This is a genomic window from Cupriavidus necator, from assembly GCF_040578825.1.
GTDB lineage: Bacteria > Pseudomonadota > Gammaproteobacteria > Burkholderiales > Burkholderiaceae > Cupriavidus > Cupriavidus necator_E.
On record NZ_JBEFLI010000070.1, the window covers coordinates 1 to 21,857 of the forward strand.

Consider the following 21,857-nt stretch of genomic DNA (forward strand, 5'->3'; position numbering starts at 1 on the left):
CACCAACGGATGCCCGGCCCCCTTCACCGACAACAACCCCGGCGTCTCAAACGTAATTGCATTCCCATCCAGCACAATCCGCGAAGACCCGCCATGCAGCACCACTTTCTTCTGCGCCAGTACCTCGATGCCATCAACGGATGACGTCACGGTGACGGACTTGTCCGCCATCACCGTCAGCGCATCGGTATGCGCCTGGATCGAAACCGGCCCACCTGCCGCGATGGCACGGATGCCCTGGCGCTGGCTGAAGAAGCTGACACCCTTGGCGGCGGCTGCAGCGAACGTGTTTCCCGCACCCACATGCCAGTCAGCCTGGGCAATACCAAACAGGTGCCGACCAGCAAATATGCTGGTAGTAGCCTGTGTGGCAAATGCGATAGCACTGGGCGACTCCGCGACCAGCCAAGGTTGGCCGAAGTGCTCGACCGCGGTCCCGGTATCCGGCCGCTTGGCATCCTGGTCATTGACACGCGCCGGATAGCTGCCGTCCTGCTGCGGATCGATTGCCTTCGTCAGCGGCTCGAACGCCTCGACTGCACCCAACGGCAGTGCCTGTTGCGCACTGGCGGCATCGGACAACCGCTGTGCGGTACGTTCCGCCGCAGTGATCTGTCCGCGCGCTTCCTTGATATCGAGCAGCGTGCCAGCAGCGTTCGGCTGCACGGTGGTCGACAGCAGCAGCCCACTGCCGGCGCGCACAATGGCCCAGGCGTCGGTGCGCAGCTCGGCGCCGGTGCCGCGCCACGCGCCCCGCTCGCCGCTGGCAGGGGCTTGCGCGACAACGTAGCCAAGATTGAGCTGGCTGTCGGCGGCCGAGCTGGCCAGGCGCATGCGTAGCTGGCCGGTGTTGTCGTCGACCACCCACTGGTTGTAGCCGCCGTCCGCAAGGTTGTGGGAATGCCAGCCGGACAGCGCGGTATTGAACGGCGCTTCGGCGGCAGGCCAGGGGAGGGCGTCCTGTTCGTTGTGCAGTTGCGCCACCACCATCGGACGATCGATATCGCCATCGAGGTAGGTCAGCATGACCTCGGTGCCGGCACGGGGCAGGTGATGGGCGCCCCAGTTGGGGCCGGCAGCGGCCGTGGCCACGCGCACCCAGGCGGTTACCTGCGTCATGTCGTCCTGGGCGGGATCGGCTGCGGTATCGGCTCTCGGATCCGCCATCGGGGCGCGCAGCCAGGGCAGGCGCAAGCGCACGCGGTGGTCGCGGTCGGTGGTCAGTGGGGCGCCGCCTTCGGCGATAACGATTGCGGCCTGCGCTTCTGGCGCCGTCGGCTTGGGGCAGAACTGGGGCACGATCGGCGCATCGGCGCGCACGGCCTCGAAGCGATTGCGGTAGCTGCCGGCTTCGATGTCCGTCAGCCCCAGCAGCAGCGCGACCTCCGCGCCGAGGTTGTTGGCGGCCTCATGCCGCACCGCCAGCGTGACGAACTCGTCGGCGGCGGTGTCGAAGTGCTCGGCCAGCGTGAAGCGCTCGCCCGCGCCCAGCGCGCGGACGCTGCCTTCGCCCTGGTAGCGCAGGTAGCGGCTTTCGTGCGCCTGCATCTGTAGTTGCGCGGCGCGGCGGGCGGCATCGGCGTCGGGAAAGCGGTAGGTGCCCCGCGTTTCGAACGATTCGAGGGCAGGCCATTCGCCCAGGCTTTCGCCGCTGGCGTCGGCCGCGGTGGCCGCCAGCGCCTTGTAGTCCCACGAGGCCAGGGTCACGGCGTTCGTGCCCGTCGCCGCGGCCAGGGACCAATGGTCGATGGCGTCTTCGCGCTCGGTCATGTCGCTGCGGTGGAAGCGGACAGTGGCTTGCGCGCAGGCGGGGCGTTCGGTGTCGTTGTCGAAGATCACCAGGCAATGGCGCGACTGGGCCTGTTCATCCTGGCCGGATTGTGCGGCGTCGTCCTGCTGGTGTTCGAAGCGATACGACAGGCCTTCCTCGGCCAGCAGCCGGGTGACGAACGCAACATCGGTCTCGCGATACTGGCAGCAGATCGAGCGCTTGCGCAGTGTCTGGCTGACCGCGATGCGATAGTGTGCAAGCGGATAGTCCCCCAGCACGTCTTCGATGATCTCCAGCGCAGTGCGGTCCTGGTAGACATAGCAGTCCGCGCGCGTATGCAGGTGGTCGAACCAGGATCCCACCGTGAGGCGATAGCGGGCCAGGCCGCCGTCGCCGCCGATTGCCGCGCAGCCCTGCACATAGCCGTGCCAGGCGCGGCGGCTGCCACCGGCAAGCATCAGCCGCAGCGTGACTTCCTCGGCGGCAAGGCGCGCGGTGTCCAGGTGTGCCGACGGGCTCAGGCAATCGATCTGCAGCGAGAAGGGCGCCGATACGGCTTCGTGGGCGACAAAGCGCTCCACCACCAGGTTGTCGGCGGTCAGCGCCGTCTCCAGCGCGATCTGGCGCGTGCGCTGGCCGATCAGCCCGACCAGGGCGGCCATCGCGGATGACGGATAGGAGGACAGGGGCTTCATCGGAGCATCGTCGCGCTAGTGGGATCGGAAGACGGCCTGCCACGCTGTGGCCGGCTTGCCATCGGTTGCGTCATCGCGCTGTCAGGGCAGCGAGATTGTCAGGTGCGAATAGCGCGGGCCCAGCTTGATGACCTGCGAATATCCCTGCAGCGTGTCGGTGGTCTTCGTGCGCAGCGTCGTCGAAAGTCCCAGGAATGCCAGCAGCGCAATCAATGCGAACACCACACCGAAAATCCACAGCGGCGTTTCGCGCTTGAGCGTGTGCGAGATCTTGTCCGGGATCGGCCAGTTCGGCGCGAAAGCGGCGCGCTTGCCCTTGATCGCGGAAATCTCGTCGCCGAGCCGCGCCGTCAGGTAGGCGAGCTTCTCCGGACCTTCCAGGATGTACTTGCCGCGGAACCCCAGCAGCAGGCACATGTGGAAGACCTCCAGCGCCTGCAGCCGCGGCGCGCCGCGCGCGCGCAGTTCTTCCAGCTTGGTGAAGAAGCCTTCGCCGGCGAGCTGTTCGCCGAACAGTACCAGTTGCAGCGGGCGGCGCTCCCAGGCGCTGCGGATGCTGAAGCCCGAGGCCAGGATGGTTTCGTCGATGGCGGCGCAGAAGGCGTACTTGGCATCGAAGATGTCTTCCGCCGCGACGTTGAGCCGCTTGGCGCCCCGTTCGAAGTCGTCGAGGAAATCACGCACCTTCTGCAGGAACTCTTCGGCGCTGCCAGGCTGCTGGCCGTTGCGTAGCAGGAAGAGCATGAAGAAGCCGTCGTAGAGCAGGTCGAGCAGCGTGCGTGCGTGCATCGAGCCGTCGGTGGAACCCGCGGCGGCAGGCGTCTGCAGGCCGGCCGGTGCAGCGCCGAACAGGGAAGGCGTGGAGGTAGCGCTCATGAGGTCACCGCGATGAGTTCAAGTTTGAGTTCCCGGATGCCGGCCGGGGTGTAGATGGTGATGGTCTGGGCTTGCAGCATGCGGTCGTACAGCGCGCCGCGCGCTTCGATCGCGAAATAGCACGCGCCCGGCCGCACCGGGATCGCGGGCGGCACCTGCGGGGTGTAGCTCAGCGGCACGCCCGGCATCGACGACAGCACCAGCTTGTCGACGTCGTCCGGGGCGCCGACCTTGAAGCGGCTGGGGATGGCTTCCACCAGTTCGGCCGCGGGCATGTCGGCGGTGACGGACAGGTAGAAGCTGGTCTTGTCGTCGATCTTGCCCGAGTCCAGTCGCCCGAGGTGGAACGACGGTCGCGTCTCGTCGAGCGCGATCGAGAAATAGCGCGTGGATATGACGGTGTCGAGCAGGTCGCGGATGATGCTGTCGAGGCGCGCGAAGACCGGGCCTGGGCTGTCGTGGTCGTAGACCGGCAGGTCGGCCAGCGTATGGTTCTTCGAAAACGTCATCAGCGCGCCGGCCAGCCGCAGCATCTCCTGGAACAGGCGTTCGGGATGCAGCTCGGGATGGTGGAACAGGTGCGCGAGCGCGGCAAACGAGGCGTTGGCCGTATGCAGCAGCCAGAACGAGGCGATGTCGCCGGAGCGGAACTCGATGATGTTCTTGGTCGGTTCGCGATGGAAGCCGTACAACGCGTTGACCTTGGCCTGCAGCGCATCGATCAGGCGCCGCAGCCGCAGGTAGAGCACCGCCGAGGCATCGATCGCGAGGCTCGGCGCGACAAAGGCCTCGTCGAGTTCGAACCCGCCCGTGGCCGTGCGCCGCACCCGCACTACCGGCAGCGAAATGAACTGGTCGCGCGGTTCGGTCTCGGCAATCAGCCGCACCGCCTTCTTCAGGAAGGTGATGGCAGCGGGCTCGGCTTCGGTGAACAGGTCCGCGGTTTCGGTCTGCTGGCCGATGAAGCGCGATGACAGCGAGCCCTCGGCGTCGTCGCGGTAGTTGCCGCCGGCATCGTGCAGCGGCTGCAGCGCGAGGTAGAAGGTCAGTTCAGACGTGCCCGCCGGCACGGCGTCGAGCACCACAGGCGGGGGCAGTTCGTCTGCCTGCGGTGCGGAATAGACCTCGCCATCCGGGAAGAACAGCGACAGCTCGGTCACGCGCAGCACGCCGCTGGCGAGCGCGTCGGTGTCGAAGCTGGCATGGCGCACGCCCCAGCCGTAGGGCTGGATCACCTGCGCGGTGGCATGCAGGCGCGACTCATGATAGGCGTCCTGCCTCTGGAAATGCTGGGGCCGCAGGAACAGGCCTTCACCCCAGAGAATCTTTGCGGAATAGCTCACGTTTGCTCTTGTGTTGCCCGAGTCTGCTGCGGCCGCATCAGGTGCGGCAGCCGGCGGCCGAAACGAGGTTCAGGTTGGTACTGGGCGCGGCGCCGGCGGGGGCGATCGCGTTGCCGACGGTCAGTGTCATCGCGCACGCATGCAGTCCGATCACGACACCGGACTTCTCGCTGTGCGCGGTGTCGAATGCGAATTTCCAGCGTTGCGGCGCGGGATCGCGAAACAGCGCCACGATCCCGATCGAGCCGGCCTCGCGCGAGACTTTTTCCATCACCTCGTAGCGCTGGCCAGGAATTAGAGTCATCTCTCTAACTTGTACCAGGTCGGCACCCAGCGTCTTTTGCTCGCGTTGCGGATCGATGAAGGTGTCGTACGGCGCCTGCAGGAAACTGGTGGGGTCCTTGAGCTTGTAGAGCCTGACCACGATCGCCGCGGGGCGGTTGTCGGAGGCCGCATTCAGATTCGCGCCGGCATACAGCTTGAGCGGAACTTCGCGAGGCGGCTTCTGGGCGTCGGGAACGTTGGAGGGCTTGAGCCCGACGGCTTCCAGCGCGCCGCTGGCGGCCCCAGCCAGCAGCGTGCCCCCGACCGAGCAGCCGGTCAGCGCGACCACGCAGGCGGCAACCGCCGCCCGGCACAGCACCATGCCGGGCCGGGGCGTCGCCCCTGTCCGCGCGCGTTTCCCGCGACCCCTGGCAGGCAACAGCCGGCTGAATTCATTTTTGTTCATGACAGAAATTAAAAACTTCTATTCACCAGGGCGCGCGCGAATTCACCAAAAATGACAGAGAACTACCAACTATCCTTAGTGCTGACAATTGCTCTGACGGGCTGCGCGATATGTTGTCAGTCGCAAGCGGCAGAGTGTACTATTCCGGCCAATTCGGGTTCAACCTCAGTTCTGACATTATTGGTATGTGGTATTTTTTACCGACAATCCATCGGCGGGACTCAGCCCGATCCATTCTTGAACTTTCACAAGAGACTCCCGTGAACGACTACAAGCCCTTGTCAGGAATCCACCGCACGCTGGTGTTGCTGGTCGGCTCCGCCGCGCTGCTTGCCGGCTGTGCCACCTCTAATCCCGGTCCCCAGCGCGATGAGTCGTTCAACCAGAGCATGTCCGAAGCCGAGGCGGCGTTGACCAGCGGCCAGCGCGACCAGGCAGTCAGCCTGTTCGAACAGATCGCGAAGAACAACCCGACGCGCGAAGAGCCGTGGTCGCGTATCGCCCAGATCCAGTTCGGCGCCGAGCGCTATCCGCAGGCGATCGTCGCCGCGGAAGAAGCGCTGCAGCGCGACAGCGCCGACCGCAAGGCCAAGAGCGTGCTGGCCGTCAGTGGACTGCGCGTGGCGCGCCGCTCGCTGCAGGAACTGCGTGCCGACAGCGCGCTGGCTGGCGACGTGCGCTCTGACGCGCAACTGCTGGCGCGGATGCTGCGCGACACGCTGGGCGAGCAGGTGCTGTTCCCGCGTGACAAGGGCGATGCGCAGCCTGCCAAGCCGGTGCCGCGTCGCCGGCCCACGGCCAAGCCCACGGCGGCGGCCCAGTCGACGCAGTCGGCCGCTCCGTCTGCACCCGCTGCCCCGTCGGGCGGTGGCAGCGCAGACCCGTTCGGCGCGCTGCGCTGATTCCCATACCGGATTCCGCCAGATCGGAGAGTAGTGATGGCCAAGAAAGAAAGTATCCAGAAGCGCCTGCAGAAGGTGCGTCCCCCGCGCGTGCAGCTGACGTACGACGTCGAGAAGGGCGACGCCATCGAGCAGAAGGAACTGCCGTTCGTGGTAGGCGTGGTGGCCGACCTGTCCGGTCAGTCGGAAGTGCCTCAGCCCAAGCTGCGCGACCGCAAGTTCGTCAATATCGACCGCGACAACTTTGACGACGTGATGGCCGGCATCGAGCCGCGGGCGGCGTTCCAGGTGCCCAACACGCTGTCGGGCGAGGGCGGAAAGTTTGGCGTGGACCTCAAGTTCCATTCGCTCGAAGACTTCAACCCCGAAGCCGTGGTCGAGCAGATCGAGCCGCTGCGCAAGCTGCTCGAGGCGCGCTCCAAGCTGGCCGATCTGCGCAACAAGCTCGCGGGCAACGACAAGCTGGAAGACCTGCTGTCCGAAGTGCTGACCAATACCGAAGCGCTGCACAAGCTGGGCGCCAATGCAAAGAACGGTGGCGACGATGCTTGATAACCAGTCCGCTGCATTCGCCCAGCCCGCAGCGGCCGCGGGCACGGTGAACCTGCTCGATGAAATCGTCGAGCAAAGCAAGGTCGCCAAATCCGACTCCGAACACGCACGCGCCAAGGACATCATCGGCGAACTGGTCAGCCAGGTGCTGGACGGCACGGTGGTGGTGTCCGACAACCTGTCGGCCACGATCGACGCGCGCGTGGCCGAACTCGATCGCCTGATCTCCTCGCAGCTCAGCGCGGTGATGCACGCCCCGGAGTTCCAGAAGCTGGAAAGCACCTGGCGCGGGCTGTCGTACCTGGTCAAGGAAACGCAGACCGGCACGATGATCAAGATCAAGGTGCTGAACGCGACCAAGCGCGACCTGGTGCGCGACTTCAAGACCGCGATCGACTTTGACCAGAGCGCGCTGTTCAAGAAGGTCTACGAAGAAGAATTCGGTACCTTCGGCGGTGCGCCGTTCGGCACGCTGATCGGCGACTACGAGATCACGCGCCAGCCTGAAGACGTGTATTTCATCGAGCAGATGTCGCACGTGGCCTCGGCCTCGCACGCACCGTTCATTGCTTCGGCTTCGCCGGAACTCTTGGGGCTGGAGACCTTTGCCGACCTCGGCAAGCCGCGCGATTTGGCAAAAGTGTTCGATACCGTCGAATACGCCAAGTGGAAGTCGTTCCGCGAATCCGAGGATTCGCGCTACGTCGGCCTGACCATGCCGCGCTTCCTGGGCCGCCTGCCGTACAACCCGAAGGACGGCACCACGGTCGAAGGCTTCAACTTCGTTGAGGATGTCGACGGCACCGACCACGGCAAATACCTGTGGTGCAACGCCGCCTGGGCCTTTGGGGCGCGCCTGACCGCGGCCTTCGAGGATTTTGGCTGGTGCGCGGCCATCCGCGGCGTGGAGGGCGGTGGCCTGGTCGAAGATCTGCCCACGCACACCTTCAAGACCGACGACGGCGAGATCGCGCTCAAGTGCCCGACTGAAATCGCCATCACCGACCGGCGCGAGAAGGAGCTGAGCGATCTGGGCTTTATTCCGCTGGTGCACTGCAAGAACTCGGATTACGCCGCGTTCTTCGCGGCCCAGTCCGTGCAGAAGCCGAAGAAGTACAACACCGACAGTGCCAACGCCAATGCTGTGCTGTCGGCACAGTTGCAGTACATCTTCTCGGTGTCGCGCGTGGCGCACTACCTCAAGGCGATGATGCGCGACAAGATCGGCAGCTTTGCCTCGGCGCAGAACGTAGAGACCTTCCTGAACCGCTGGATCTCGCAATACGTTCTGCTGGACGACAACGCCAGCCAGGAGCAGAAGGCGCAGTTCCCGTTGCGGGAAGCCTCGATCCAGGTGTCGGAGGTACCCGGCAAGCCGGGCACGTACCGCTCCGTCGCCTTCCTGCGGCCGCATTTCCAGCTTGACGAGCTGTCGATCTCGCTGCGGCTGGTAGCGGATTTGCCGAAATCGGCAAACGCCTGACCGCAATCCCTGCGGGGGGATGCGGGCGCAGTACCGGTAGCAATAAGTCTGAATAGCAATTCTTTTTTAGAGGGTCTTTCCAATGAAGGATATCTACGTCAAGTTCGGCAGCCCGGCGATCAAGGGCGAATCGCAAGACAAGGACCACAAGGATTGGATCGAGGTCAATACCTGGAAGCACGGCATCACCCAGCCGCGTTCGGCTACCGCCTCCACTGCGGGCGGCCACACCGCCGAGCGCTGCGAGCACGGCGAAATGGTGTTCACCAAGGACCTGGACGTGGTCAGCCCGCTGCTGTACCAGCACGTGTCGGGCGGCACCACCTTTGACGAGGTGACCATCGATTTCCTGCGCGCCGACGGTGAAGGCAAGCGCGTCAAGTACCTGGAAATCAAGCTGAAGAACGCCATCCTGGGCGCGGTCTCCGCCAACGTGGTGGCCGAAGGCATCCCCAGCGATACCTTCACGCTGAAGTACGCCGCGGTGCAGTGGAAGTACACGCAGCAGAAGATCGGTGGCAACCAGGGCGGCAACTCGCAGGGCGCCTGGAGCCTGACCAAGAACGACAAGACCTACTCGGTCTGACGTTCCTGCTGGCAGGCGGTGCCGCGGCGGGTTCGCGGCGGCATTTGCCTGTTTGCTCCCATGAAAGGCTTTGAACCCAGCCTGCTCGACAAGCTGTTCGACGACGAACCGCATGCGCCGCTGCCCAGCGCGCTGCGGCAATTGTCGCTGGAAGAGCTGAAAGCAACGGTGGCGCGCGACATCGAAGCGCTGCTGAACACGCGCATCGTCTACGAGGATGCCGATTTCAGCGGACTGCCGGAATGCCGCCGCTCCGTGCTGACGTACGGGCTGAACGACTTTGCCGGGCTGAGCCTGGCCAGCTTTGACGATCGCCACTACATTTGCCAGTCGCTGCGCAACGCGATCGAGCGCCACGAGCCGCGGCTGCAGAACGTGAATGTGTCTCTGGCGATCAATGAACGCGCCACCAGCGTGCTGTGCTTCGGCATCAGCGCCGTGTTGCTGGTGGGGCCGGCGCGCGAGCCGGTGAGCTTTGATGCCATGCTGCAGCCGTCGACGCTGCAGTATTCGGTCACGCGAGGGCGCGGCTGAGGGCCGGCGCGGGCGTGCCCGCCGCGATTCGCGCGAGGTCGCGCATGCCACGCAGCGCAACGGGCCAGAATCGCCAGTAACGCCAGAACCGAACGAAAGCTACAGGCGCCACAGGCGCGAGACACCGGCCAGACAGAATGGAAGACTTGCTGCCATATTACGAACGCGAACTGGCCTTCCTGCGCCGGTACTCGCGCGACTTCGCCGAGCGCTATCCCAAGATCGCGGCGCGCCTGGCAATGTCGGCCGATGGCTGTGACGACCCGCACGTCGAGCGCATGATCGAGTCGTTCGCCTTCCTGTCCGCTCGTGTCAGCAAGAAGCTCGACGACGAATACCCCGAATTCACCGAAGCGCTGCTGGAGGTGCTGTACCCGCACTACCTGAGCCCGTTCCCGTCTTGCTCGATCGCCCACTTCGACGTGGCCGGCATGGCGGCCCAGCTCAGCGCGCCGGTTACCGTACCGCGCGGCACGCTGCTGACGACGCGTGCGGTACGCAAGGTGGAATGCCGCTTCCGCACCGCCTACGACGTTACCTTCCTGCCGCTGCGCGTGGCGTCGGCCGGCTTCGAGCGCGCGGTCTCCGCGCCGTCCGCTGTCAGCCTGCCCAAGGGCGCCACCGGAGCGATCTCGATCGAGCTGGAATATCTGGGCGAGCAGGGCGGCCTGGAGAAGCTCACCCAGCCCACGGTACGCGTCTACATGGACGGCGAGCCGTCATTCGTGGCGGCGCTGGGCGATGCGCTGTTCCTGCACGTTGCCGCGGCGTACGTCGAGGATCGCCCGGGCGTGTGGAAACGCCTGACGCGGGTGCCTTTGCGCGAAGTCGGCTTTGGCGCGGATGAGGCGCTGATCGATACGCCGGCGCGCTCGCATCCGGCATATCGGCTGCTGTCCGAGCATTTCGGCTTTGCCGAAAAATTCAATTTCTTCGATCTCGAGCTGGATACGGTCCGGCGCGGACTTGCGCCGGGCGGCTCCAGCCGGCGCGTGACGCTGCATCTGGTGCTGACCGATATCCGCAGCGACAGCAATACCGCGCGCCTGCTCGAAAGTCTGGGTGCCGCACACCTGCGGCTGCACTGCACGCCGGTGGTGAACCTGTTCCGCCAGAAGTCGGACCCGATCCGGATCGAGCATACCGCCAGCGCCTATCCGGTGGTGGCGGACAGCCGGCGCGCGCATGGCTTCGAAATCTATGCGATCGACCAGGTCCAGCTTGTGCGCGAGACCGCCGCCAGCCAGGACGTGGTGGAGTTCCGCCCGTTTTATTCGCTGCACCACGGTGAAGACCCCGGCCAGGCCGGCCACTACTGGATCGCGCGCCGCAACGCGCTGGTGGCCGAGCGCAGCCCGGGTTTCGAGACCGAGATCTCGATCGTCGATTCCGACTTCGACCCGGCCAGCCCGCGCACCGAGACGCTGAGCCTGAGCGTGACCTGCACCAACCGCGATCTGCCCGCGCTGCTGGCATTCGGCCAGCCGGACGGCGACCTGGCGATGGAAGGCAGCTCGATCGCGCGCCGCATCAGCTTCCTGCGCAAGCCCACGCCGTCGATGCGGCTGAGCAGCGGGCGCTCGTCGCAATGGCGGCTGATTTCGCTGCTGGCGCTCAATCATTTGTCGCTGGTGCAGAACGGCCTGGCCACGCTGAAGGAGATGCTGCGCCTGCACGACCTGCCGCGCAGTGCGATCTCGGCGCGGCAGATCGAAGGTATCGTTGGCCTGGACTACAAACCAACCACCCAGTGGCTGGCCGGCAAGCCGTTTGCCACCTTCGTGCGGGGGCTGGAAGTGCGGCTGACGCTGGATGAGGATGCCTTCGTCGGCACCGGTTTGCACCGTTTCATCCGGGTCATGGACCATTTCTTCGGCCTGTATGTCCACATGAACAGCTTTGTGCAGCTCGTGGCGGTATCGCGCCGCGGCGGCAAGGAACTGGCAAGATGCGCACCCCGCAGCGGCGAATCGATCCTGGTGTAATCCGCGCGCTGCTGCGCCAACCCTACCGCTTTGAGTTCTTCCAGGCGGTGCGGCTGCTCGAGCTGCTGTACGCGCGCGATGGCGGCGGCACGCCTGAACAAGTGCTGGCTACGCGTGTGCGCTTTGCCAATACGTTGTCGCTGTCGTTCCCCCCGAGCGAACTGCAGGCAATCGAGCCTGCCATGGCGCTGAACGGTGCCTTAGACAATGACGAGGCGTTCGCGCAAGCGCTCGCCGATGGCGCGCTCGACACGGTATCAGTCACGCCCACTTTCTTCGGCATGCTCGGCGCGCAAGGCGCGCTGCCGCTGCATTACACCGAGATCGTGGCCGAGCGCGAGACGCTGCGGCGCGACCGGGCCGCGCGCGCGTTCTTCGACATCTTTTCCAACCGCGCCACGGCACTGTTCTACCAGGCGTGGAAGAAGTACCGCCTGCCGTTCCAGCATGAAGTCGACCGCAACCGGCACTACCTGCCGCTGCTGCTGTCGCTGGCCGGCATGGGCGACAAGACCCTGCGCCGCAGCCTGTCGGAGACGCCCGGCGTCGTGCACGACGAGGCGCTGGCCGGCTATGCCACCGCGGTGCGGCATCGGCCGGTATCGGCTGCCTACCTGCAGCAGGTGCTGGCCGACTACTTCCAGGCCGACGCGCGCGTGGAGCAGTTTGTCGGCGGCTGGTACCAGGTGCCGGCGTCGCAGTATTCGCGCCTGGGTGGCACGAACAACGTGCTGGGCGCGACCGCGCTGGCCGGCGCGCGTGTCTGGCAGCGCGACCTGCGCGTGCGCATCTGGCTCGGGCCGCTGGCGCGCGCGCAGTACCGCAATTTCCTTCCCGGGGCTGACGGCGCGCTGGCGCTGCGCAAGATGGTGACGGTGCTGTGCGGCGCGACACTCGAATACGAAGTCCGGCTGATCCTGCGCGCGCAGGACGTCACCGGCTGTCAGCTCGGCGCCGAGGGCAGCGGCAGGCTGGGCTGGGACACCTTCCTGAGTTCGCGCCCCGCACGCCACGACCGCAGCGATGCCCGCTATACCCTTGCGCCCGTGCACTGAGCGCCACCGCATTTCGCCAGCAACGCGACCCTGAACCACCGGAGCCCTAGCCGCCATGGCCATTCCCCTCAAGACGCTGATCGCCAAACTGAACGCCACCAGCCGCCAGGCCGCCGAGCGCGCCGCGTCGCTGTGCATGGCGCGGGGCAACTACGAGGTCGACCTGGAACACCTGTTCCTGGCGCTGCTGGAGAACCCGCGCAGCGACTTCGCGGTGGCGGTGCGCGCCAGCGGCATCGATACCTCGGCCCTGCAGCGCGACCTGGAAGGCGAGATCGCGCGCTTCAAGACCGGCAATACACGCACACCGGCGTTCTCGCCATATCTGCCGAAACTGTTCGAACATGCATGGCTGATCGCCTCGCTCGATTCGCAGATCACGCGCATTCGCTCCGGCCATCTGTTGCTGGCGTTGCTGACCGAGCCCGCACTCGCGCCACTGGCGGTACGCGGCTCGCACCGCTTCAGCGAGTTTGATGCCGACCGGCTCAAGCATGACTTCGACCGCCTGACCGCGGGCTCTGAGGAGCGCGAACAGGCCGTAGACATTGCCGATGGCACTGCTTCCGGCACCGAGCAGGTGGGCGCGGCTGCACCGGCACTGACGCCGACGCCCGCACTGGACCAGTTCACCGTCGACCTGACCCAGTCGGCGCGCGAGGGACGCATCGACCCAGTGATCGGCCGCGATGCCGAGATCCGCCAGGCGATCGACATCCTGATGCGGCGCCGCCAGAACAACCCGATCCTGACCGGCGAAGCCGGCGTGGGCAAGACCGCCGTGGTCGAAGGCCTGGCCCAGCGCATTGCCGCGGGCGACGTGCCGCCGCCGCTGCAGGGGGTGACCGTGCGCACGCTCGACATGGGCCTGCTGCAGGCAGGTGCCAGCGTCAAGGGCGAGTTCGAGAACCGCCTGAAGAACGTGATCGAGGAAGTGCGCAAGAGCCCGCAGCCGATCATCCTGTTTATCGACGAAGCCCACACCATCATCGGCGCCGGCGGCCAGGCCGGCCAGAACGATGCCGCCAACCTGCTCAAGCCGGCACTGGCGCGCGGTGAACTGCGCACCATCGCGGCCACGACGTGGAGCGAGTACAAGAAGTACTTCGAGAAGGATGCCGCGCTCGCGCGCCGCTTCCAGGTGGTCAAGGTAGAGGAGCCCAGCGAGACGCTGGCCGCGGCGATGCTGCGTGGCATGGTACCGCTGATGGAGCGCCATTTCGGCGTGCGCGTGCTCGATGAAGCCATTACCGAAGCGGTGCGTCTGTCGCATCGCTATATCAGCGGCCGGCAGCTGCCCGACAAGGCGGTCAGCGTGCTGGATACCGCGTGCGCCAAGGTTGCGCTGGGCCAGAATGCAACGCCGGGCGCGATCGAGGACGACCGCAAGGCGCTGGAGCGCCTGGACGTCGAACTGTCTGCGCTGCAGCGCGAACAACGCGCCGGCGCAGCGCATGCGCAGCGACTGGCCGCATTGGAAGCCCAGCGCGCTGAACTTGAGCAACGCGTGGCCGAGGCCGACGCGCGGCTGGAGAAGGAGCGCGCCCTGGTCGCGCGTATTCACGCGCTGCGCACGGCGCGCGAGCAGGGCAGCGATGCGGCGATTGATGCCGAGGCAGTCCAGCCTGCCATGGCCGCCGCCGCCAACAGCGACGTGATGGCCTTGCCGCGCAAGGCGGGGCGCCAGTCGGCCAGTGCTGCCGCACCGGTGCCCGATGAGCTCGACACGCTGCTTGCCGAACTGCGCGCCCTGCAGGGCGAAGCACCGATGGTGCCGCTGCAGGTCGACGGGCATGTGGTATCGGAGATCGTGTCGGCATGGACCGGCATCCCGCTCGGCCGCATGGTCAAGGACGAACTTCGCACCGTGCTGAACCTGAAGCCGCTGCTGGGTGCCCGCGTGATCGGCCAGGAGCATGCGCTCGATGCCATCGCCCAGCGCGTGCGCACCGCCACCGCCAACCTCGAGGATCCCAACAAGCCCCGCGGCGTGTTCCTGTTCGCCGGCCCGTCCGGCGTGGGCAAGACCGAAACCGCGCTGGCGCTGGCCGACATCCTCTACGGCGGCGAGCGCAAGCTGATCACCATCAATATGAGCGAGTACCAGGAGGCCCACAGCGTGTCGGGCCTGAAGGGCTCGCCGCCGGGATACGTGGGCTATGGCGAGGGCGGCGTGCTGACCGAAGCCGTGCGCCGCAATCCCTACAGCGTGGTGCTGCTGGACGAGATCGAGAAGGCCCACCCCGATGTGCTGGAAATGTTCTTCCAGGTCTTCGACAAGGGCGAGATGGACGACGCCGAAGGCCGCCCGATCGACTTCCGCAACACCATCATCATCCTGACGTCCAACGTCGGTTCGTCCGCCATCATGCAGGCGTGCCTGAACAAGAGCGCGGAAGAACTGCCCGACGCCGACATGCTGGCCGAGATGCTGCGTCCGACGCTGTACAAGGCGTTCAAGCCGGCGTTCCTGGGCCGCACCAAGGTGGTGCCGTACTACCCGATTTCGGACGACGTGCTGGTGGAGATCATCACGCTAAAGCTCGGCCGCATCCGCGACCGCGTGGCGGCCAACCACAAGGCTGAATTCCAGTGGGACAACGCGCTGATCGAAGCGGTGCTCGCACGCTGCACCGAAGTAGATGCCGGCGCGCGCGCCGTCGACCATATCCTGAACGGCACGCTGCTGCCCGAAATCGCAGAGACGGTGCTGGTGCGCATGGCCGAGGGCGGCACTGTGGAGAAGATCAAGGTCACCACGGGCAAGAGCGGCGAGTTCAAGTACCGCATCAGCTAAGAGCGGCATGCGCAACCTCGTGACATCGCGGGAGTAAATCATGGTTTCAGCGACCGATCTGGCCAACCTGCTTGGCGCTGCGTTTGCGCAGGCCAACCGGCTGTTGCGGCTGCAAACGCCGCTCGGGCATGACGTACTGATGCCTGAGCGCCTGCAGGCGGTGGAACAGCTCGATGGCGGCGGATTTCGCATCGAGCTGACGGCGGTATCGGACGATGCCGGCATCGAGGCGGCAAGCCTGCTGGGACAGGCGGTGCGCGTGGATCTGCTGACCCAGCGCAGCCGCGACACACTGCGCCCGTTCCACGGCCACGTGACGCGCTTCGAGCGCCTGGGCGCCAACGGCGGGCTGGCGCGCTACCGGATGGTGATCGAACCCTGGCTCGCATTCCTGCGCCATCGCCGCGACAGCTTCCTGTTCCAGGACATGTCGGTAGTGGAAGTCGTGGACAGCGTGTTCGGCGATTACAACGGTCAGGGCAAGCTGGTGCCGGCATGGCGCTGGGCGCTGCGTGACGCCGCGGCCTACCCGCGCCGCAGCATCGTCACGCAGTACGAGGAGAGCGACTTCGATTTCGTGACGCGCCTGCTCGCCGAAGAGGGCCTGTTCTACTACTTCGAACACGAAGCGGCGCAGGGCGAATCGCTCGGCGCGCATCGGATGGTGATCGCCGATGCCGACGACGTGTTCCAGGACAACGAGCAGCCGTCGATCCGCTTCGGCCGTGCGGACGCCACCGCGGCGGAGGACGTAATCGACCGCTGGCAAGGCGCGCGCCGGCTGCAAACCAATGCGGTGGCCGTGGCGAGCTGGGACTACCGGGCCAAGGCAACACGCAGCGCCGAAGCCGGGGCGCAGGACGATGGTTCCTCAGGCCCGGCATTGCAGGATACCGACTATCCCGGCCAGTACTGGTTGGAGGATGGCGAGCAGGCGCAGCGTCACGCCAGGCAGTTGCTCGAAGCACTTGAGGTGCGCCGGCAAACGTTCTCCGGCGAGGGCAGCGTGCGTACGCTGGCGCCGGCAACGCGCTTCATGCTGACCGGCCACTATGACTATGACCGCGCCGAAGGCGACGGCGAGCGCCGCTTCGTCCTGCTAGGCGTCAGGCACGAGGCGCGCAACAACCTGAACGAGCGCTTTCGTGGCGTGATCGGGCAACTGCTCGGCAGCGTGCCGGACGGCCTGCCGCTGGGGTCGGCAGAGGCTGCTGAGACGCCGTTCTACCGCAATCGCTTCGATGTCGTGCTCGCCACCGTGCCATACCATCCGCAACTGCGTGACGCGCACGGCCGCCAATTGCATCCCCGCCCCACCGTCACCGGCGCACAAACCGCGATCGTGGTCGGCGCCGGCGGCCCGGTGCACACCGACCGCGACCATCGCGTCAAGGTCCAGTTCCACTGGCAGCGCGGCGCCCGCTCCGCCAGCCGCCTCTCACACCCCGTCGGCGACGACAACGCCCGCGCCGAAGCCGGCCTGGGTACCTGGATCCGCGTGGCGACACCGGTCGCCGGACCCAACTGGGGCGGCGTGGCGCTGCCGCGCGTGGGCCAGGAAGTGGTGGTGGAGTTCCAGCATGGCGACATCGACCGCCCCGTGGTGATCGGCGCTGCCTACAACGGCCGCGGCCAGGACAGTGCGCAGTACAACCAGAACCAGACCGGTGCGGCGAACGCCACGGGCAACGCGCCGGCGTGGTTTGCCGGCAGCGGCGAGGCAGGTGAGGGCGACAAAGAAACCAACAGCAAGCCGGCCGGCCAGCAGGGCCACGCACACAACGCGGTGCTGTCCGGCATCAAGACGCAGGCGCTGGGCGACAGCCAGAACGGTACTGGCGGATACAACCAGCTAGTCTTCGATGATACCGCCGGACAGAGCCGCACGTTGCTGTCCACAACGCAGGCTGCCTCTGCCCTGACGCTTGGCCACCACCTCGACCAGCGCGACAACGCGCGCCAGGCGGGGCTGGGACATGGGGCGGCGCTGGAAACAGCCGATAGTGGTGCGCTGCGTGGTGGTGCGGGAATGCTGCTGACCGCTCATGGCGCGGGGACTGGCGTATCACTACTCGACAGCGAACCGGCGGCGGCGCAGGCTGAGGCCAGTACCGAGCTGTTGACCTCGCTGGCGGACGTGGCGCGCAAGCACAAGGCCGGTATGCCGGAAGAGCCGGCAGCGGCAGAATTGCCCGCCATCGCCCAGTTGAAGCACACCGGCGAGGTGCTGCGGCATGCCGAACCAGGGGCGGACGGCAAGGCCAGCGCTACTGCTTACAACGAGCCGCACCTGCAGGTCTCCGCTCCTAAGGGGATCGCAGTAACCACGCCGGCTGATGCGGTGCTGGTGGCTGGTACGCAGTTGACTGTGGCGGCGCAGAAGGATGCCAATGTGGCGGCTGGGGGGGATTTGTCGGTGGCGGTGGGGGATGGGATCAGCTTGTTTGCGCATGGGAAGACCAGCGGGCAGGCTGCGCAGGCGACCCCGGGCATTGCTATGCATGCGGCGAACGGCAAGGTCGGGGTTGCCAGCCTTCAGGGTGAGAGCCGCATCGCGGCAGAGAAGCTCGTCACTGTGTCGTCGACGCAGGGCGCGGTGAATGTCCAGGCCAAGGATCACGTGTTGCTCAACGCTGCGGGGGCGCAGATTCGTGTGATGGGTAATACGATTGAAGTGCATGCGCCGGGGATGACTACGTTTAAGGGGGCGCAGCATTTGTTTGTGGGGCCGGGGGGGAGTGAGGCAGGTGCAAGTCTGCCAAAAGGTGAGTTGCCGTTATGCGAGTATCAGACCCTAGGCGCCGAATCCACCGGTGCGGGCATTGTCCCGATTCAATCGTGATCAAGCGATTATGTCCCTACCAAGTCCCGACCTGATGAATAGCGCTGCATCCGAGATAGACGGGGAGTCAGGCGACGCGCTAGCCAGTGCGACAACCTTTAGCCACCGTTGGCTATCCGACTACGACTACGCGTTGCTGAATCCCCTACGCCTTGAGCAGGAAGAGTGGCAAGACCTTCCACTGAGCAGCCTGACGCCCCAATGGCTGAAAGAGCAGTCTGCGTACATGCCGATGCTGTTGAGCGTAAAGGACCTAACGGCATTGCAACGGTCTACGTTATTGAGCCGTATTGAAACGAGGGAACAGCGAGGCGAAGCATTTCTTACCGGGCTGCTCAGCAGCCACGCAGAGAGACCAGGGCTGGTCGCACACCTTTGCCGCCTCCTCGTGATGACCCGGCAAGACAACGGTCAGCGTTATCTGCTCCGCTACTACGACCCGCGCGTCATGAGACATCTGCAATGGCTGTTAAATGACCAGCAGCATGCCGCGCTGTACGGGCCGGCAGATATCTGGGCTTGGCCCGTATCCAACGGCTGGGTGAGGAATACCCGCCGCAGCACCGAATACAGCGTGGGCACTCGATTGATCCTTGAACCACGTCAATGGGAAACCCTCGAGCGCATGGCGCTGATCAATCGCGCATTGTCGGAACTTGAGATTCTTGCCCCGGATCTGCCGCATGACGACATGTTGTCACAGCGGCTGGATGCAGCGCTCGCCCAGGCCAAGACCGAATTGGCGTTGCCCGACAGCGAAGATTGGCTGTTTTGCGCGATCCAGGCAGTCCGGTTCCATCCGCAAATCCACCATCATCCTCAGTTGCTGGAGCGCCTAGCGCATGCTGCTACGCGACGGAGTAGCTATGCCGCGGCATGCGCGGATGTCGACGATGCCGCGTGGCTCAGCATGGCGGCGCAAATGAACGCTCCCCTGCTGACAGCGTAACGAGATAACCATGACCCAATCCGCTACGACTCCAAAAAACAACAAAGCAGGCTGCCCGTTCTGCCAGAAAAAGGGGCTGCCAATCTTGCCGGTCCGGTACGCAATCGCGCGAAATGACATCGCCAAGGGCAAGCAGGCGCCCAAGCTTGGCGGCGCTTTCGGCGCAGGGGTTCAGGACAACGCCCTGCCACCGGGCCAGCATTACACATTGCGCCTTATGCGACCGGGCTATCTCTATGTCTGCAATGAGAAGCGAGGCAGTTGGGATGCATATATTGTCACTGAAAAGGGTTATTTGTACCCGTTTGCTACAGAGATAAAGCATAGCGTCCTGGAAAAGTTGGATCCCGACAAGGCGCAGTCCATCGATACCTTGTTGCAACCGCCCAAGGAATCTATCGAATTCAGTTGCCAACGGGAACCGGACCATCCATATCTGGCTCGTTGCATTATGATTCCGGATGCCAGTTCCGCGGAACGGATTTGGTTGGGATTCTCGGATACGCCTTGGACAAAACGTGTCTGGAAGGCGCATACCAGTGCGAGGGAGCGAGCGCGTCATATGCGCGAACTCAGGTTGGATCTCTGGAAGGGCGGTAGCCACCGACACGCGGACTCCTTGGACAAGCTGAGTGCTTCCCTCCCAGAGGCCGCGTATGCGATTAAGGAGACGAGGCCTGAGCCTGAAAAGTGTGGCACGTATCCAAGCGAAATGGCGGGACAACCGTCGGCATTCTCACATTCGCCCCAGGCGTTCTATGGTTTGCGTGAACAACTGCCTGGTCTTGTGGAGTGGTCAAATGACCAAGCGAAGCGCATGGGTATGACTGCCCCCATGGTGGCAGTCGGCGATCCCGTTGGCCTCGCTTTGGAGGCAGCGCAGCTCCTACGTTTGCGGGTCGACATCTTCGAACGCGACAGGGAAAGGGATTGGAAGCATGCCACGTCCGCGACCATTGTCGGCATGCGCCATGCCATTGAAGAGCAGGCGGTGCAGGAAGCGTTGCAGGCCAAGCGGAATACTTCGAGTGTAGCCATTTATACCTACGCTGATGGAATGCCTGTGGCGACCCCATATGATCCGGATCTGGAGGAAAAGGTATGGGAACAAAACGGTCTGAAAACGCTCACGCCCGAAGAAGAGAAGCGTGTCCGCCGCAATGCCTGGAAGGAGTATCTGAACGACTACAGCGAGACTAACCGCGAAGCCTTCGACAAAGAACTCGAGCGAGATATGAGCGCCTACGCCAAGAACACATTGGCGCCGCTGGCACGCAGTTTTGTGGCATGGTATGGGGGCACTTCCTATCGGGAGACAATGTCGTGCAATCACGATGACGCCGATATCAAGAGCGGTGAGGCGATGACACACCTGGTCATGGCTTGCCTTTATGACATCGTCGGCATTGAGCCAGTCACCGATGTTCTTCTCAAGGAGCTGCAGGGATCGTTCACCGAGCGCAAGAACACTGTGCTGCGGGCACTGGTGCTCGACAACAGCGAGGCGGCCAAGAAGCTGGAGAAGGCCGCGACAGCCGAACTGGAGGTCGGCAACCCCGGCGCGTGGAGCAATGTATTCAAGGCATTTGCACACGTACTTGAGAAGGGCCATGCCAACGAACTGGACGGTGCGATGAACGGTGTGGCGCGGCTGGCTTATAGCGTATCGGCGCCTATCGTGACATTGCTGGGCCGCTCAGGAAGAGCAGCTGCGGGCAAAGCGAGCGATGCGATGGTGAGCCTGGCTGTACGTTATCGCCATGTGGCTCTGCTTGGCCTGCTTGCTAACAAGCCCTTGCGCCAACTGAAGATTCGGGCTTCCGAAGCGGAACTTGCCCATATCATTGTCGACGAGTTGGCGCGTGCGTATCCCAACGTCGACAGGCAAGCCTTGCGGCGGCAGGTGAATAATCACGTTCGCACCGAGCTGTCTGAGCGCCATGGGGCGCGTGGACAGATTAGCGGCGCGCGTAATGCGAGAGGGCGACGCGTCTACGAGTGGACGGTGTTCTGGGATGAAGAGATGCGGCGCTCATTCAATGGGACAAAGGTGGATCAGTTGGAAAAGGTGTTGCTCCGAGAAGATCAACTGCGTGCAGCACTGAGAAGTCGCACCGCTAGCGCCATCAAGTTGGACCTTGGACTCGGTACGGCCGGCCTGATACTGGACGGATGGAACGTATACAAGGCGTGCATTGAACTGCCAGATCCAAAGAAGGGAACGCAAGGCCAACGTCAATTGCAGTTGGCTGGCGCGCTAACAAGCCTAGCGGGTAGCGGCATAGAACTTGCTGGAAAAGGGTTCGAGCGCACGGCCTGGGGCAAAACGTCGCTGGCAAGGCCGTTCAGGCTATTCATGACCAAGGTTTCCAACCGAGCTCTCTTGGTGGGATTCTTCGGGAAGTTGATTGGCACCATCGGCGCCTTTATGGGATCAGTTTTAGACTATTGGAAAGCGCAGGACGCGAGGGAGCAAGGTGATGTGGCCATGTATCGGCTTTATCTTGCTACCTCAGTTGCGGGAGCAACTATCGCTGCACTTATGCTTTTCGGTCTGCTAAGCGCGGGCGTTGGATTCGTGTTATTGCTCGCCCTCGCGCTTGTGTCGATGCTTGGGGAATGGCTCATCAACGTGATCAGGGACAATAAGGTGGAAGTGTGGCTGGATAAGACGCCGTTCGGAGCGCATGAGCATGGCCGATTCCTGAAGCTTGAGGAACAGGAATCGGCGTATCAAGCGCTGCTCAAAGCATAGAG

General features: G+C 64.5%; 15 protein-coding genes. 11 read left to right on the top strand and 4 right to left on the bottom strand.

The genetic code is table 11. The annotated features are described in order from the left end of the window. The 4 genes from AB1I47_RS26915 to tssJ form a co-directional block, all read right to left on the bottom strand. Positions 1–2,466, bottom strand: a 2,466-nt coding sequence (locus AB1I47_RS26915; protein ID WP_354686750.1) for a type VI secretion system Vgr family protein, incomplete at its 3' end; no start/stop codon positions are given. A gap of 81 nt (positions 2,467–2,547) precedes the next feature. Beyond that, on the bottom strand, positions 2,548–3,342 hold the full coding sequence (gene icmH, locus AB1I47_RS26920; RefSeq protein WP_354686751.1) for a type IVB secretion system protein IcmH/DotU: 795 nt from the start codon (positions 3,340–3,342) through the stop codon (positions 2,548–2,550). Continuing rightward, on the bottom strand, positions 3,339–4,685 hold the full coding sequence (gene tssK / locus AB1I47_RS26925) for a type VI secretion system baseplate subunit TssK (RefSeq protein ID WP_354686752.1): 1,347 nt from the start codon (positions 4,683–4,685) through the stop codon (positions 3,339–3,341). Before tssK ends, icmH begins: the two co-directional genes overlap by 4 nt. Positions 4,686–4,722: 37 nt before the next feature. Continuing rightward, the gene (gene tssJ / locus AB1I47_RS26930; protein WP_354686775.1) at positions 4,723–5,331 is read right to left on the bottom strand and encodes a type VI secretion system lipoprotein TssJ; all 609 of its coding nucleotides are present in this window, start codon (positions 5,329–5,331) and stop codon (positions 4,723–4,725) included. 344 nt (positions 5,332–5,675) lie between these two features. On the opposite strand from tssJ, the gene AB1I47_RS26935 reads away from it, so the two are divergent. From AB1I47_RS26935 to AB1I47_RS26985, 11 genes are all read left to right on the top strand, one after another. After that, positions 5,676–6,317, top strand: coding sequence for a tetratricopeptide repeat protein (locus AB1I47_RS26935; protein WP_354686753.1), 642 nt, complete (start codon positions 5,676–5,678; stop codon positions 6,315–6,317). 36 nt (positions 6,318–6,353) lie between these two features. Beyond that, complete coding sequence (tssB, locus tag AB1I47_RS26940; protein WP_354686754.1) at positions 6,354–6,869, top strand: type VI secretion system contractile sheath small subunit; 516 nt, start codon at positions 6,354–6,356, stop codon at positions 6,867–6,869. After that, positions 6,862–8,352: a type VI secretion system contractile sheath large subunit gene (tssC, locus tag AB1I47_RS26945; protein ID WP_354686755.1), complete on the top strand. Its 1,491-nt coding sequence runs from the start codon at positions 6,862–6,864 to the stop codon at positions 8,350–8,352. The genes tssB and tssC overlap by 8 nt, the downstream gene beginning before the upstream one ends. An 82-nt stretch (positions 8,353–8,434) precedes the next feature. Next, positions 8,435–8,938 (top strand): Hcp family type VI secretion system effector, encoded by a 504-nt coding sequence (locus tag AB1I47_RS26950; RefSeq protein ID WP_354686756.1) that lies wholly within the window; start codon positions 8,435–8,437, stop codon positions 8,936–8,938. A 60-nt stretch (positions 8,939–8,998) separates the two neighbouring features. Further along, on the top strand, positions 8,999–9,472 hold the full coding sequence (gene tssE, locus AB1I47_RS26955; protein WP_354686757.1) for a type VI secretion system baseplate subunit TssE: 474 nt from the start codon (positions 8,999–9,001) through the stop codon (positions 9,470–9,472). Positions 9,473–9,609: 137 nt separating this feature from the next. Beyond that, positions 9,610–11,457, top strand: coding sequence for a type VI secretion system baseplate subunit TssF (gene tssF / locus AB1I47_RS26960; RefSeq protein WP_354686758.1), 1,848 nt, complete (start codon positions 9,610–9,612; stop codon positions 11,455–11,457). Continuing rightward, complete coding sequence (gene tssG / locus AB1I47_RS26965) at positions 11,421–12,512, top strand: type VI secretion system baseplate subunit TssG (protein WP_354686759.1); 1,092 nt, start codon at positions 11,421–11,423, stop codon at positions 12,510–12,512. The genes tssF and tssG overlap by 37 nt, the downstream gene beginning before the upstream one ends. Positions 12,513–12,567: 55 nt before the next feature. Further along, complete coding sequence (gene tssH / locus AB1I47_RS26970; RefSeq protein ID WP_354686760.1) at positions 12,568–15,309, top strand: type VI secretion system ATPase TssH; 2,742 nt, start codon at positions 12,568–12,570, stop codon at positions 15,307–15,309. A gap of 40 nt (positions 15,310–15,349) precedes the next feature. Further along, positions 15,350–18,151: a type VI secretion system Vgr family protein gene (locus AB1I47_RS26975; RefSeq protein WP_354686761.1), complete on the top strand. Its 2,802-nt coding sequence runs from the start codon at positions 15,350–15,352 to the stop codon at positions 18,149–18,151. Further along, positions 18,132–19,100: a DUF4123 domain-containing protein gene (locus AB1I47_RS26980; protein WP_354686762.1), complete on the top strand. Its 969-nt coding sequence runs from the start codon at positions 18,132–18,134 to the stop codon at positions 19,098–19,100. Before AB1I47_RS26975 ends, AB1I47_RS26980 begins: the two co-directional genes overlap by 20 nt. A gap of 10 nt (positions 19,101–19,110) precedes the next feature. Next, entirely contained in the window at positions 19,111–21,855 is a 2,745-nt protein-coding gene (locus AB1I47_RS26985; RefSeq protein WP_354686763.1) for a T6SS effector BTH_I2691 family protein, read from the top strand. Positions 21,856–21,857 lie beyond the last annotated feature (2 nt).

Excerpts from the sequence above, each read along its gene's own strand:
- icmH (WP_354686751.1), bottom strand. The coding sequence starts at position 3,342 with ATGAGCGCTACCTCCACGCCTTCCCTGTTCGGCGCTGCACCGGCCGGC.
- tssJ (WP_354686775.1), bottom strand. The coding sequence starts at position 5,331 with ATGGTGCTGTGCCGGGCGGCGGTTGCCGCCTGCGTGGTCGCGCTGACC.
- tssB (WP_354686754.1), top strand. The coding sequence starts at position 6,354 with ATGGCCAAGAAAGAAAGTATCCAGAAGCGCCTGCAGAAGGTGCGTCCC.
- tssC (WP_354686755.1), top strand. The coding sequence starts at position 6,862 with ATGCTTGATAACCAGTCCGCTGCATTCGCCCAGCCCGCAGCGGCCGCG.
- AB1I47_RS26950 (WP_354686756.1), top strand. The coding sequence starts at position 8,435 with ATGAAGGATATCTACGTCAAGTTCGGCAGCCCGGCGATCAAGGGCGAA.
- tssE (WP_354686757.1), top strand. The coding sequence starts at position 8,999 with ATGAAAGGCTTTGAACCCAGCCTGCTCGACAAGCTGTTCGACGACGAA.
- tssF (WP_354686758.1), top strand. The coding sequence starts at position 9,610 with ATGGAAGACTTGCTGCCATATTACGAACGCGAACTGGCCTTCCTGCGC.
- tssG (WP_354686759.1), top strand. The coding sequence starts at position 11,421 with ATGCGCACCCCGCAGCGGCGAATCGATCCTGGTGTAATCCGCGCGCTG.
- tssH (WP_354686760.1), top strand. The coding sequence starts at position 12,568 with ATGGCCATTCCCCTCAAGACGCTGATCGCCAAACTGAACGCCACCAGC.
- AB1I47_RS26975 (WP_354686761.1), top strand. The coding sequence starts at position 15,350 with ATGGTTTCAGCGACCGATCTGGCCAACCTGCTTGGCGCTGCGTTTGCG.
- AB1I47_RS26985 (WP_354686763.1), top strand. The coding sequence starts at position 19,111 with ATGACCCAATCCGCTACGACTCCAAAAAACAACAAAGCAGGCTGCCCG.